The following is a 13,903-nucleotide window of genomic DNA, read 5'->3' as shown; positions in this document are numbered from 1 at the left end:
TCTTTTGCGAAGAGCTTGCTCCACGTCCTCACAGAGGTCGTCTGAGTTATCAATGCCATAGAGATACGAAAGATGCCGCTGCCTGCAAGATCGCAAGCAAGCGTCAGCCCATAGAATCCGTTCCAGCGGCAGAATGAAAGATGAAGAATCTCACCTTCATCTTTTTCCGTTGGGTATGGGTTCAATCCACTCTATACAAGATGGATTGCAGATCTAGTTGTAGGGGGTACACTCCTCTGCCCAGAAGCGGATATCGGGAGTGGCAGATAGATAAGGGAAGAACTGCATACTGAAAACCTATGACGTTTGAAGGCCGGCGTCAAGCCGAACAGCATTCGTCGAGGACATGATGTGACGGTCAGAGTCTTCAGAGACACATAGTGTTTGAGGATAGGCGCATAGGCTGGCTTGTCGCTCCAAAGGAGCTGGTATCGATTGTCCCAAGGTGCATAAATAGGTTTATAACAATTGTTCATCCGTTCCCAGGTCGGCAATTGTCGGTGGCGATTCGGTCCAGCGTTTCATCATCGCGGCAGCTGGGGCGGACATATTACGGTTATAGGTTCTATGGGAGGCGAGAAATCGACCATCCCGCTTCTGCCAGTCATCGGGAAGGCAGTGAACATTCGTGACTCCTCCGTTGGCTTTCGCAAGGATACCGAGGATCTGTTGCCGTTCCTCGAATAACACCGGATCGAGCCGGTGATCGATGCTGCCTATGATTTCAGCAAGGTTCTAGATGCGCTTGATCACCTGGATCGAGAGCTATTGGGCAAGATAGTGGTGGAGTTGCGATGAAGTTGTTTGTTACAGGTTCGTCCAGAAACATAATAGGGCTTGTGTCGCCTATTTCTATAATTCAAGCACGGGGAAAGTTTGGATTCCTGGCAATGACAGCCAAATAGGCACGTGCAGAAGATTCCGGAGTACGTCGCCCACCCTTCCAGTGCTCTACAGCATCAAGGCTGAAGCCAAACGTATCGGAGAAACGGGCTTGAATCATATTCAGCTTCTTGCATATGGCTTTGACGTCAACTTCGTCGAGTCCTTTCATTAAATCGTCAAACATCGCGGTCATGATTTGTTCCTGTACTTGCTGAAAATCTTGTCGACTTACACAGAAAGACTATCGAGTTCAACTCCCGCGAATTCTAATGAGCGGAGTGCGGCAGCGATCTCCGAACTGTTCACGATTGCGGCATTCAGACTACGGTTGTGGGTAGAAGGCTCCAATTTATAGTCGGAGCCTTCGTGTTCGGGTTGTCCATGAACTGCTACGCAGAGAGTAGCTGATCCCCGAAGCTCCGAGAAAGTCCTTCAGCTAGATTCCACAGAGGTAGATCTGCGAGCAACTCGGCTATTGCTATATCGAGACCGATTTCGGTTGCAACCTTTCCTTGGATCTCCACGGCCATCAAAGAATCCACTCCGACCCTCGACAAGATCGTATTTCCATCCAAAGTGCTGGGATCGATTCGGGTGACGGCTGCGGCAATGCGTGATAGGTGCTTGAAAATAGTAGCAACTCGCTGTTTGTAATCCAGTATTTTCAGATTCGGCCTGGTTTGAGGCAAAGCCATTTCCTTCTGCTCTTTGCGGATAAAATCGGAAAAGAACCAGTGACTTCTCGGCCTGCGTCCCGCCAAGATTTCCCAGTCAATTCCCGCACAGAGGATATGTGGCGCATGAGTACCCAAACCCAGTGCAAGCAACTGGCTTCCTTCAAAAGGAGCTATTGGCTTGAGTCCCTGACTTCTCATCATGGTCACTCCGGCTTCAGCCATTCCCACTGTCCAAGGCCCCCAGGAGATGGATTGAGCCGGTACACCTTGACGGCAAAGCCATGTTGCTACTCCATCCAGATAGCCGTTGGCACTCGCATAGACAGCCTGGCCGTAAGCGGGCATTATGCTCGCAATGGAGGAGTACAGCACAACAAAGTCCAGGTCTTCAGGACGAACTGCGGACAGGACCGCATGGATTCCGCTGATCTTGGGTCCCAGCACCTGCTGCACCTCATCGTCTGTCATGGCGACAAAAGCTTTGTCCGAGATCAATCCGGCTGCATGGACGATTCCCCTCACAGGAGGCAAGCCTTCGGCGAATAGAGTTTCCGCCAAATTCGAGGATATCTCTTGAGACTCCAGCTTTGAAACGACTACCGTTACCTTTATACCCTGCTTTTCAAGACGGCGAATCCACGCGATACGCTGCGCAATGGGCGCCGAATGCTCTTGTTCCCAGCAAGTCCGTGAAGGCAGAGGTGTACGACCTATGAGGACGATGGAGGAGGCTCCGGAACGGACCAACAGTTCCGCAACATGCTGACCTAGTGCGCCCATCCCTCCTGTGATCAGATAGGTACCATCCTTGCGCAGAAGGAGGAGAGATGGAAGAAGCGATGGTGGACAGCGAAGCAAGTGAGGAACTGTCAGCGTTCCGTCGGCGCTTATTCTAAACTGGGTTTCCGGTCTGGATTTTGCGATGAGATCGTGGAGTACAGATCTCCAGTCATTCAGCCCTGTCAAAGGTTGGTTGCCCAGAGGTAAATCAACGACACCGCCGAAGATGTCGGCATGTTCGGCTTCCCCTACGGCGCAGGCCAAGCTCCATACGGCCCTTTGCCGCGGCTGGCATACGGACTCTTCGGGAAAGGCCCCGGACGTTATGATCCATAACCGGGAGGGTGTTACCAGCCGCTGACATAACTCGCGCAAATGCAGAATAAACTCCGACAGTGCTGCCTGATCGTCAGTTCCTGGAGCCCCGGATCCTCCGATTGCGTGGAAGTCGACAAAAATGGCAGCAGAAGGTAGTCCTTCCTGGTCATTTTCCTCGACGACGTGCTCTCCTTTATCCTTTAGCCATTGGGTGAAAGACAATCCGCATTCTGTTCGATTTCCCAAAATTATCCACGTCCGATTGTTCGTGGCTTCGGCTACTTGAAGGGTGGCACATAACGTGTGCCAGACTCGGGTGTAGATAGCATTGCTTGGTACAGATTCTCCCTGCAATGCGGATCTTGCCACAAGTGTCCGGAGCGTGACTCCTCTCAAGATGGCGACGACTGTTCCTGCACAATCTATAAGTGTCACATCTCCTCTCGTTTCCATTTCATCTCGATATACGAGAGTAGAGATCACCCTGAGCGGAAAAGATTCCGGGCTCACAGCCCCATAAAAGCGGGCTTCTCCTATTTCCTGCAGCATCCGGTCGCTGCCGATATCCTCTCGCCCCTCCAGCGCCAACACCTCCGGAAATAACATCGCTTGGAGCGTGGCATCAAGGATAAGTGGTGGCAACGCCAGTCCGGGAACAGCGCTACCTTGAATCTCTACGTCGCTTCTTTCCGCGGAGAACCGTATGTGCTGGATGCCGCGGAAGGACGGACCGTAATCAAAGCCGATGCGGCGAAGCGCCGTATAGTAATGGTCTCCACTCCAATCCCTAGTCATAGGACCAATCGGAGCGGAAGGGGCGTACATTGGCTGGTCAGCCGAAGATAGAGCTGTCGAGGCCATTGCGCTGATAACTTCCCGGTTCTCCGCTAATCTGTCACAGATGCAGAGACGTCCGGTCTCCCTGTCTCCAACCGTGTAGATCCGCACTTGGTCGCCTTCGGCCTGCGTCATCCCTTTGAATTGAATCTGACTCAACCGCACCGTCTGGCCGCCGGAGATTCGCCGCCAAGCTGCGCCCATGATCTCCAGAAATATCGCGCCGGGCAGGCGCGTGCGGCCCAAAATCCGATGCTCAGTCCAATTCCATTCAGGAGCGGGAGCCAACGTATTTTCCCAGGCGGAAGTCGAGTCGGGTTGTGCCCAGCCCAATAAAGGATGCTCCATTGGACGCAGACGATGGGAGCGCATGGACTTTGATTCCGACCAATGGAGATTGCGTCGCCAAACCGCGCCGGGTATGGATATTCTTCGCTTGGGGGGAGGAATAACCGCACGCCAGCAAGGCGCGAGTCCTAGAGCATGTAATTGGCCCAGGCATTCCAAAATAGCCACGTCGTCGGACACGCTACGCTTGAGCGTTGCTACACCCACCGTGCCGGGAAGATTCGAAACATAATTCAGGAGGACGGGGTTTGCTCCGATCTCCTGAATGATTGAACCTGAACCTGAGTCTGCCGCAATGGCTTCCATGGCGGATTGAAAGGCCACTTTCGCGCGCAGATTCTGCCACCAATAGTCCGCAAACGACAGGCTCTCCCAGCATTCGTCGATTCGCGCGCCTGTAACTGTGGAATACACTTTGCGATTTGGTTTGCGGAAGCCTAGATTTGCCACTTCAGCTCGGAACTGCTGTTCTAGCGGGTCCATCATTGCACTGTGAAACGCAACTGCAACTGGCAGTGCACGACAATACACCTGTCTACGGCTCAACTCCGCGCTCAGATCTTCTATCGACGAGATAGCTCCGGAAACTGTAACTGATTCCGGTGCATTTACGGCGGCAATTTCCACACTGTCGTAAGCGGCTATCCATCGGCTGACTTCTTCCTCAGGAGCACGGATTGCCAACATGGCGCCAGTACCTGACAAGCGATCCTGAAGATGGCTCCGATGATAGACGAGCGTTACGGCTGTATCGAGATCAAGCATGCCTGCTTGCTGGAATGCGGCGATCTCCCCTACGCTGTGGCCTACCAGGACGTCCGGACGGATGCCCCAGGAATCCAGAAGTGAGCACAACGCCATCTGCACAAAAATTGATAGAGGTTGCGCCAGTCTTGTGGGTAAGTCCGTAGCTTCGCGACAGGATTGCAGCAAAGAATAGCCTGATAAACCAGCGAAGCAACGATCATAGGAATCCAATGCTTCTCGAAAGACGGCGTAAGAGGCTGCAAGTCCGGAGCCCATCGCCGGCCACTGCGGTCCCATGCCGGAGAAGACCCAAACTAGGCTGCGGACAACACCAGCCTCTCCTCGAACCGAATATCCATTCTCCGATGCTTGCAGATAAGCGTCACACGCAGCCAGAAGTTCACCCCTCGTTCGACCCGGCAAGTGCAGCCGATGCGTTAAGTGTGCACGTTGGTGCAGAGTCGCTGCCGCCATCTCTGCCGCCTGGGAATCGGTGATTCCTGGCTGAATAAGCGTTTGTCGCAGCACCGCAACCTGATCGCGAACATGAGACCACGTTGGTCCGGAGACAAACAACGTTGAGACCTGGGGAATCTCATAATCCTGCTGCGATGCAGGGCTGGGAGCGGGCGCAAGAATGGCATGTGCGTTGGTGCCGCCAAAGCCAAAAGAACTTACTCCAACATAGGACGCGTCTTCGGGCCAGGGCTGTACGGTTGCAGGCAGACGCAGTCCCAGTGCCGCCAGATCAACACCATCTGGAGATTTTTCCCAATGAAGGTGCGGTGGAATTTGTCGATGTCGAAGACAGAGCACGGCTTTGATCAATCCATTCATTCCGGCAGCCGCTTCCGCGTGCCCTAAGTTGGTCTTGACGGAGCCGATCCACAGTGGATGTTTACGCTTCGCGAATATCCGGCCCAATGCAGCCAGTTCTGTCCGATCGCCAGCACGCGTGCCTGTTCCGTGTGCTTCCAAATAACCAATCTCGTCTGGGGTAATGCCTGCCCGAGCTAGGGCGGTAGCGATCAGACTTTCTTGTGCATCGGCATCCGGCAGGGTAATGCCCGGTACTCGTCCGTTGTGGTTTACAGCTGTAGCCGCAACTACTGCGTGAATGGGCCAGCCTTCTTCGCGAGCGCGGTCCAGTGGAGCGAGCAACACCATGCCAACAGACTCAGCCCGCACATAGCCGTCGGCGCGATGATCGAAGGCGCGGCAGCGTCCGGAAGGCGAAAGAAATCCGCCAAGACTCTCGATGGTTGTGTATATGGGAACAAGCTGAAGTTGTACTGCTCCAGCCATCGCCATCTCACACTCGCCCTGACGCAGGCTTTTGATGGCCAGATCCAGAGCCACCAGCGATGAGGAACAGGCCGTATCCACGGTCATGCTGGGACCTGTGAAGCGAAACAGATGCGAGATGCGGTTGGAAAGCAATGTTTGAAAGACACCGGTGGCAGTGTGGGGCGTAGCCAAGAATTTCGAAGGACCGCCCGATTGGAGCATCAGGTAATCCTGAGTAAAACCGCCCACAAAAACGCCAACTTGTCGATTTCCTTCCCCTGTCGGCGGTACACCGGCGTCTTCCCAGCACTGCCACGCAACTTCGAGCAAGAGCCGTTGTGCAGGATCGATAGTATCGGCATCGCGTGGGGAAATGCCGAAGAAGGTTGCGTCGAACAGATCTACATCGTGCAAAAATCCGCCACACGCATTTGCATGCTGCACCGATGGTCCGGCTTCCGTATCAGCCAGCGGACCATGAAATGCATCGACTCGCCACCGGTTTGCTGGAACCGTTTCGATCAGATCACGTCCCTCAACCAATGCTGACCACAGAGCCTCGGGATCATTTAATGCCCCTGGCAGCCGCGCAGCCATTCCGATGATCGCAATTCCATTCCCGTTCGACGCTCCCCTTGTAGCCATCGGTCAATTTCTTAAGCCTCCTGCGGATCTGCGTAGTAAAGCACTTGGTTCACCGATCTCCGGACGATTGTCCCCAAGCGGTCAAACTCCGCGACCAGATCTTCAAGACTTTGGATCGGATCTATTGTTGGTGCAACCAGTGCCTTATAGGGATTGCTTTCGACTTGCTCTCCGTTGCTCTTAGCGGTCAGCTGAACTTCTCCTTGGCCGGTTCCGCTTGAGCCATCTGTTGCATTCTGCAGGCTAAGAGAATCGACTAGTCCCATGGTTCCGGTAACCGTAGCATAGATTCCCATGCCGAAATTGGAGGCTCCGAAGACCGTTTCAGCCACACCATAGGCAGATTTCAAGACGTCTTCACTAATTCCAACGAACGCTTTTAGCGCTCCGGAGAGCCCCCATCCGATCTTTTGAGTGGTTGTCGCTATCGCTCCCTCGCCAGGCATCCAGGCGGAGCCTATAGCGTCAGCTACTTGGCCGCCGATTTTTCCGAGAGTATACGAACCACGTGAAGCAACCGCGTTGACGCCTGCGCCGATTGATGCGCCGATACCGACAACTAGTGAGGCGAGGCCAAATGCCAGCGAAGCGATATCGAGGGCTCCGGCAATACCGCTTCGATCCCAACCATTTTGTTCATCTGCAAACGATATGCCTGCGCTAGCTAAGCCTAAAGTTCCACTCACGACTCCCAGTCCAGCGCCAATCGCTCCAGCCAAGGCAATCAACGAGAGTGATGCACCTCCTGTCGGAATAGCAGCTACAACAGCGAAAATGAAGACGGCGATGGCCAGTAGAAGCCCAAAAATCGATAACCCCAAACCTGCGCCCCTTGAGAGCAGTCCCGAGGGATCGATCAGATTAATCGGATCGCCATTGCAATAGGCATACACATTCAAACCGCCTTTGCCAAACGGCGCCAAGGGGTCGGGGGAGAAAAAGATCATTAGCTCCGGCGAGTAAGGCCGCTGGCCGTTGCCAAGGAAATAGAGATTCGCCAGCGTGTCCAGACGTTGGCCGTTAAAACCAATCGAGGACGAAGCAGCCAAATGATTCGGATCGGAATCGGGGTGAGGTCCACTCTCTCCATATGGGGTGTACATTACCCCGATCGTGTTGCCGCTCTGCTCTGTCTTGCTAATCACGCTATTCGAGGCATCCAGTCCGTAGACCTCACTGCGAGTGGTCTCGCCTGTGCGCAAGGTGCGGCCGACTACCCCTTCGCCATTTCGGTGGAAAGACACTGAGGTATTACCCTGCTTTTGCCCAACCAGCAAATCGTAAGCATAGAAAAACAGCAAGGCAGACGCGTCCGCCGGTGTTTGCGTTAGTAGACGGCCATTGGCGTCGTAACGATAGGAACCACCGGAAGAGGCGCCGCTCAGATGGCCGAACTGGTCGTAAACATAAGTCCGCCCTTGATGATCTCTTTCCAGGTTTCCATCGGCATCGTAAGCCAGGTCATAGACACCTGGGGGCTGAGTCTCCTGAACTTTGATTAACTGCGTAGGTATGACATTCGAGAAACTACGGATGCTGTTATTGGACGTTCCGTCTACATAATCCGACTGGACCTTCGTAATATTATTCAACGCATCGTAGGTGAAAGTCTGGCTTTTTATACTTCGTCCCCTGTTGTCGGAGGGATAACGGCTGCCCGTACAAGTAAACACAGTTAGCCGGGAATATGCGTCGTAAGTGAAAGTCTCCCGGCTTACCAGGTTTCCTGTTCCACTATTTGCGGTACGCTCGGCAAGTTGTCCGCTGTCGCTATAGCTTTGCAGCATCGTCTGTAAAACATTCCCTTGCAGGCGCAATGTGCGCGTCGCCTCGCGGCCAAAGCGGTCAAACGTAAGCGCTGTATCCAGGGTGATTCCCGCCAACACGACCTTCATCGAGGCAACACGGCCATAGGCATCGTAGGTGATATCTTCTGTGAATCCGCCTCCGGAGCTTTGTCGCAGGCGTCCGGCATCGTCATAGCTCTGTACCAGAGTACTGTCCCCGGGCGTGGTGATACGTAACGGCCTTCCCGCCGGAGAGGTTGAGTAAACCGTCTTACTCGAATTGCTGCTAGCAGTAACAGTCTCCGACTCTTTGTATCCATACTGATCGTAAGTGTTTTGACAGTTCGCCACGCTATTGCTGGAAGTAGCAATCTGTGCCGTGACGGGATCATAGGAGTACCGGCAGACGCCGTCGCTTGGGCTCGTTACTTCGGCTAAAGTGCCAAGAGCCTCGTTGTAGCGATAACTGAGTCGGATACCTCGGGGCGAAGTAGAACTCGATGGACGGGCCGCCTCGCTATCGTATTCATAAGTTATCGGTGCGGCCTGGCCATTGGCGGTTGAAAGCATGCGACCAATGCCATCGTAACTGCGCTTTCCCAGAACTGTGCCGTTTACCGCAATCTCCGTGGTCAGCTCGGCGCTGGAGAAACTTGCATAACTTAGTCTTACCGTGCGCCCGCCGGTTCCATCCGCCGGTTGCATCTGAATTTCCGCGATCCGGTCGAATGTATCATAGGTGTAGTTGGTCCGGTGTCCATAGACATTCCTAGCCGTAGTGCAGCGGCCGAACCCATCATATTCGCGCTCCAGTGTTTTCAATTGTGGGCCGGTCGTAGGTACTTGGATGACCTCCTTCACCTTATTAAAATCGTTATAGCGATTGATCGTGGTGTTAAGCCCCTGAATGCCGGTGGTCAAATTATTGGCCACCAGGTCCTGTTCGGACAAAACTACACTTCCGTCTGGTCGAATGGTTCGCGCCAGCTTAGCCCATCCGTTGTATTCATAACGGGTACGCAGCACAAGCTCTTTGCTGTCAAGCTGGTCGTAGAGGATATCCTCGGCCTTGTTGCCCAGCCTGTCGTAGTTCACGTCCTTAATGCGCCGCTCCGGCAATCCTGAGCGCAATTGAACAGCCGATACCATTCGCCCTTTGCCGTCGTATCTTGTTAGGTAGCGATCTCCTCTGGCATCGGTTTCCTCCAGCCGGGCAAGTGCGGAGGGGGTAGAGGTGGCGAAATGATAGGCGTAAGTATTTGTAGCTGCATTCGGCGTTCCCTGCGCCAGGGTCTGAGAAATTACGCGCCCCAATATGTCGTAGCGGAAAATTAGGTTGGACTCTCCGGCTTCCTGGCCTTGCAAGAGCCATTGAGTGATTGTACAAAATTTGCGACTGGCCGAAGTGTGCTTTCCGTCATACCCAGTCATAACACGGTGCTGTTCAAGATCCGTGCCTGTCAGGCTATAAGTAAACTGAGTTGACGTGCGGTTTCCGCCTAGCTCTACCTCCGTCGAGGCGATTCGTCCATGGATCACTGGCTGGGCAAGATTCTGCACATATTGATTTGTGGATGTTAGGCCGGAACTGTAGGACCGAGCCTTTTCCGCTACGAAGTAACTGCCGCCCTGTATCCTGTCCACTTTGGTATACGTTAAGCGAGTGGTTCGGGGTTGACCTCCTCCGCTCGATGGAACAACCCGCTCCTGACGGCAATATCGGACAAAATAGCCATTAGGCTCGGGCGGACAGTTAACGCCGTCACCCCCGATTGGATAGTATTCGAATTCGGAGCGGATGCCGGACGCCTCTATCTTCGTTACAACATTACCGTATTCGTCGGAATCTACAGTCAGAATTTCCGAACGGGAAGCGCCGGTTGCAGTATCACTGTAAGTCGTCTTCACTTGCCGCGGGACCTGAAGATTGGCCGGCTGCTCTGGAAATGAAAGCTGGGGATTCTCGTTGTAGCCATAGTCCTGGATGGTTACGGAGTTACCGCGCCGCGTGTGTTTCTGGAGCATCAGGTGGAACTTATTAAAGGTCGTTTTTACGGATTCAATTGCTGTATTATCTGCGCCTAGAGTCGTCTCCTCTCCCCAGTATTCATAGGGTCCGGTGACCCAATACAGATTATCCCTGCCTTCCTGGAAACCTCCGCCGTTATATGGATAGCCTGTGAAATTTCGGTCTGTGCTGTATTTGTAGGTCTTCACTACAGTGGGTTGTCTCCCGCCGGGAATGCTCTCGCAGGAAATGACAGCAGGCAAATAAGTGCTGTTATTGTAGTAGCGCAGCTCCTGATCCCGATAGCTGATTCTATCAACGCCCCCCATCGGGTTTGTGATTTGGCTTATGATATGAAAGCCCTGCTGTGTCGTCCGATAGGAGTAAAGATACTTGGGTTGCACCGCTGGATCGGCCGTGTTGCTGGTGTTGTCATAGGGGATGGTAATCGAGGTGATCAGCTGGTTGGAGGCGGTAAAGAAGACTTCAGCGATTCTACCTCCCTGTACGAGCACCCGCACCTTTTGAAGTGCGTTGAAGTTATATGCGAGGCTCAACACCTCTTTGCCCATGGTAGTATTGACAATGCGTTCCAATGTTTGTGTCGGAGTGTAGCTGTAAGTGAAGGTTTCTCCATTCTCGAAAATCAACTCCACCGTCCGGTACGGACCTGTTGAGCTTATACGACGAAGTACTTCGATTGTGCCGTCGATATAGTAGATTTTGATCGTCGCATTGTCCGTTAGCACCACCACAACGTTCTTTAACTTCATATCCTGAAAGGGCACTTTATGTCCCACAGGAGGGAGAGCCGTTGCCGTATACGTCTCTCCGCTAGCCAATGACAGAACCTTCCTGGTGGTGTCGTACTGGCTCTCGGAGATGCGCCATCCGATACCATAACCTGCGTTGGTGGTGTTTAGCGCTGAGAAGACTAACTTGATTTCCCGGGAGCCATCGGATGCTCCCTGCGGACGGATGGTTGCCAGATTCACCACTGCACTGAATTGGCCGGTGCGTAAATCCGTTCGTCCGTCCTGATAGGAAGTAAAGTTAAATGCATTGGAATAAACCCCGGGCGTGGCGGCTCTCGAGCCCCTAGACCCTGCCTCGGTGCCGTGCTCGCCTTCTGCGGTAGCGTTGCGCTTTCGTTCCTCTTCTTCACTCCGATGCGGTTTGCCAGATTCTGTTTTGCGGTGAACGGGCTTCGCAGGCTTGTCGGTGTCACGGTGCTTATTGGGGGCCATTCTTATTCTCCCTGGCCCGTAGCATTGATTACCTCGAAACGGGGCCTGTTCATCGGTCGAAATATTTCCGTCATTGTCGGAGTCTGCCGGCAAGAGAAACGATGCTCCGGGAGCCATCGTTGTCTCTTCGATGATCTTGTCATAACTGTGTACATTCGCGGATCTTCCCCTACATACTGGACATCGTTGATGCGCGAGCTTCAGCCGCTTTGCAGGAAACGAAACGCAGTGGAGTTATACAGCGGCGCGTACTAGCTTTGCTGTATTGCGGAAGAATCGTACGGATGCCGCGGCACTACTTACGGGTCCATTTTGCTTCCTCTATGCATCGACCAGTGTCAGAGTGTTACCCTCATCGTCCGTATTCGACTTGAGAGCAAAGGAACTTCGGCAGCCGTAATTGTCAGTAATAGTCCAAAGTAACGATTTATCGTAATTGCCTCCATTGGACGACCCTTCGTTTGCGTATCTAAGAGCCCGCATCCGGTAGATGTTGTCGCCGAAAATAAGGGGAACGGAATCGTTCTTGAACTTATCCTGCACCTGTCCGTCGATATCGAATAAAGTAACCACGGAAACAGCGGTCCGGATAGCCACTCCCATACGCGCGCCCTTGTTCCGCCTAAAGCAATAAGCCCATTGTAGTTTCGCAGACGTCCAACCAGCATTGCTAAAGTTCTCGTCAAAGACCTTCAGTCCGCTAGGCAGTGCCCAATAATAAACATCCACGTCGATGCGGTTGTTTTTATCTTGACTATTGGTGTAAGCATCGTCACGATAGAAAGCTAATTCTCTAACTCGCAGAGTATATGGAACCTGCGGCGAGATCTCGACAAAGGACTCAAAAACACTCCCATCTTGATTGTAATGAGTGGAATATTTTTTCCCGTCGATAGTCACACAAGCCATAAATCGTTGGCTCTGGACTCGGTCGGTCTTCATGTACCGATAGAATGATTGCGGAACATCATTTCGTGTTGAAGGCTCTGTTTCCTGGATTAAAGCGAAGGGCTCCTGATCGGCGGAGTAAGTGCGCTGCCATAACCCCGTATTATAGCGGTTCTTCTCCACCTCGCAGGTCCAGCCTGCCGCCTGTGCTGGAAACAGTTGGTCAGAGTAAGGCAAAACATTAATGCTAGCCCTTTCAGCATCTGTCAGGTCTGTCTTTACCCAGGCGTTGTTCTTCCATTCCACCTTAAGAATCTCAATCAGCAAGATACACTGTTGGTTGTAATTCGCGTAAAGAGTGTTGATAACATTCGAGCTGCTACCCACGGCACTGATTTTAAAGGTATCCAGTTTGGTCTCCATTTTTTTCGCCTTCCGCTTAAAGACTTTTAGATGTCAACGAAAACCCACCGCGGGGTTCAGCCAGATCAAGATAATTTTCAAATACGTATTTCTCTTGCAAAGCAGGAGGAATGTCTGTACATACTTTGGTCAGTATTCCCTTTGTTATATCGTCATATTCGTAAAAATACTGATTTGCACCCGGATAGGAACGATAATAGACGATGAGAGCGTTGCGTATAGCATCTGCCAGCGGAGCCTCACTGCTGGTAAGTTCCGCTTTCGGTACACTGCATAACTCTGAAAGGGCGTAATTTCCCTCTAAGAGCCACACGTTTAGATAACGAAACTGCAATTTAGGTACGAAGTATCCCCCGGTCTTTGTTTTGAAGAGAATATCGCTGTAAAATTGAACCTGTGTTAGAAAATATGGGACTTGGAATTCCAAGAGAAAGTTGCTTCCTTTCACCGTGAACGGAACGCATTCCAAGTTTCTTTCCAGACAATAAACACCACCCGTGGTTTGATCGGCTTGAGCGAGCCGACCTGATGCATGTTTCAGATAATCTGTGATAGTATTTGCAGTTTCAGTTCGTAGCGTCCGCATGGTTACTCCTTAACTACCTACGATCCACTGTGCGTTGAGATAAATGAATTCACACCCAGAATTAGGTGGATAGGCTGTAGCTCCCTAAGTGAGATATCTGCCCGGTTGACGGCAATAAATTATCAGAATTTCTTCTGCCATATTCTCCCCTCGGAGAGTGTAGGTCATCATTGCGACTGTGTACTACTATGTCAACGCCGCGCATACTAATATACTGTAAATGGCGCTTGTCTCTAGTAACATAAAAATAGTCGTTTTGACAGGATCAACTTACAAGTTGGTACTCGTCTTAATCGAATTACATCATCGTGCTCATCCCAAATTTCAAACAGTCATGGGACATCATTGTGTGTGTAGCTTAACTTGTCAACCAGCTTTCTTCGAGATCCAAAAGCCGCCCATAACAGAATGACTGGTTCGCGATGCTCGCTTTTCCCAAA

The 13,903-nt window shown here is 52.3% G+C and carries 6 protein-coding genes; all 6 read right to left on the bottom strand.

Annotated elements, in window-relative coordinates; translation table 11 throughout:
* Positions 1-459: 459 nt before the first annotated feature.
* Positions 460-690: a hypothetical protein gene (locus tag AC6I7T_RS01055; RefSeq protein WP_497787901.1), complete on the bottom strand. Its 231-nt coding sequence runs from the start codon at positions 688-690 to the stop codon at positions 460-462.
* A gap of 169 nt (positions 691-859) precedes the next feature.
* Positions 860-1,078 carry a helix-turn-helix domain-containing protein gene (locus AC6I7T_RS01050; RefSeq protein WP_497787899.1) on the bottom strand — a complete coding sequence of 73 codons (219 nt, stop codon included), beginning with the start codon at positions 1,076-1,078 and terminating at the stop codon, positions 860-862.
* 196 nt (positions 1,079-1,274) lie between these two features.
* On the bottom strand, positions 1,275-6,524 hold the full coding sequence (locus tag AC6I7T_RS01045; protein ID WP_497787898.1) for a type I polyketide synthase: 5,250 nt from the start codon (positions 6,522-6,524) through the stop codon (positions 1,275-1,277).
* Between the two features lie 11 nt (positions 6,525-6,535).
* Entirely contained in the window at positions 6,536-11,566 is a 5,031-nt protein-coding gene (locus tag AC6I7T_RS01040; protein WP_497787896.1) for an RHS repeat-associated core domain-containing protein, read from the bottom strand.
* A gap of 321 nt (positions 11,567-11,887) precedes the next feature.
* Positions 11,888-12,877 carry a hypothetical protein gene (locus AC6I7T_RS01035; protein ID WP_497787894.1) on the bottom strand — a complete coding sequence of 330 codons (990 nt, stop codon included), beginning with the start codon at positions 12,875-12,877 and terminating at the stop codon, positions 11,888-11,890.
* A gap of 16 nt (positions 12,878-12,893) precedes the next feature.
* Positions 12,894-13,463, bottom strand: a complete 570-nt coding sequence (locus AC6I7T_RS01030; protein ID WP_497787893.1) for a hypothetical protein — start codon at positions 13,461-13,463, stop codon at positions 12,894-12,896.
* Positions 13,464-13,903: the final 440 nt, after the last annotated feature.

This window comes from Humiphilus diazotrophicus, from assembly GCF_059726315.1.
Note: the sequence above shows the minus strand (reverse complement) of the source record. Positions and strands in the feature narration are given on the sequence as shown.

What these genes read in the sequence shown, in the direction of transcription:
- AC6I7T_RS01050 (WP_497787899.1), bottom strand. Translation starts at nt 1,078, where the DNA reads ATGACCGCGATGTTTGACGATTTAATGAAAGGACTCGACGAAGTTGAC.
- AC6I7T_RS01045 (WP_497787898.1), bottom strand. Translation starts at nt 6,524, where the DNA reads ATGGCTACAAGGGGAGCGTCGAACGGGAATGGAATTGCGATCATCGGA.
- AC6I7T_RS01040 (WP_497787896.1), bottom strand. Translation starts at nt 11,566, where the DNA reads ATGGCCCCCAATAAGCACCGTGACACCGACAAGCCTGCGAAGCCCGTT.
- AC6I7T_RS01035 (WP_497787894.1), bottom strand. Translation starts at nt 12,877, where the DNA reads ATGGAGACCAAACTGGATACCTTTAAAATCAGTGCCGTGGGTAGCAGC.
- AC6I7T_RS01030 (WP_497787893.1), bottom strand. Translation starts at nt 13,463, where the DNA reads ATGCGGACGCTACGAACTGAAACTGCAAATACTATCACAGATTATCTG.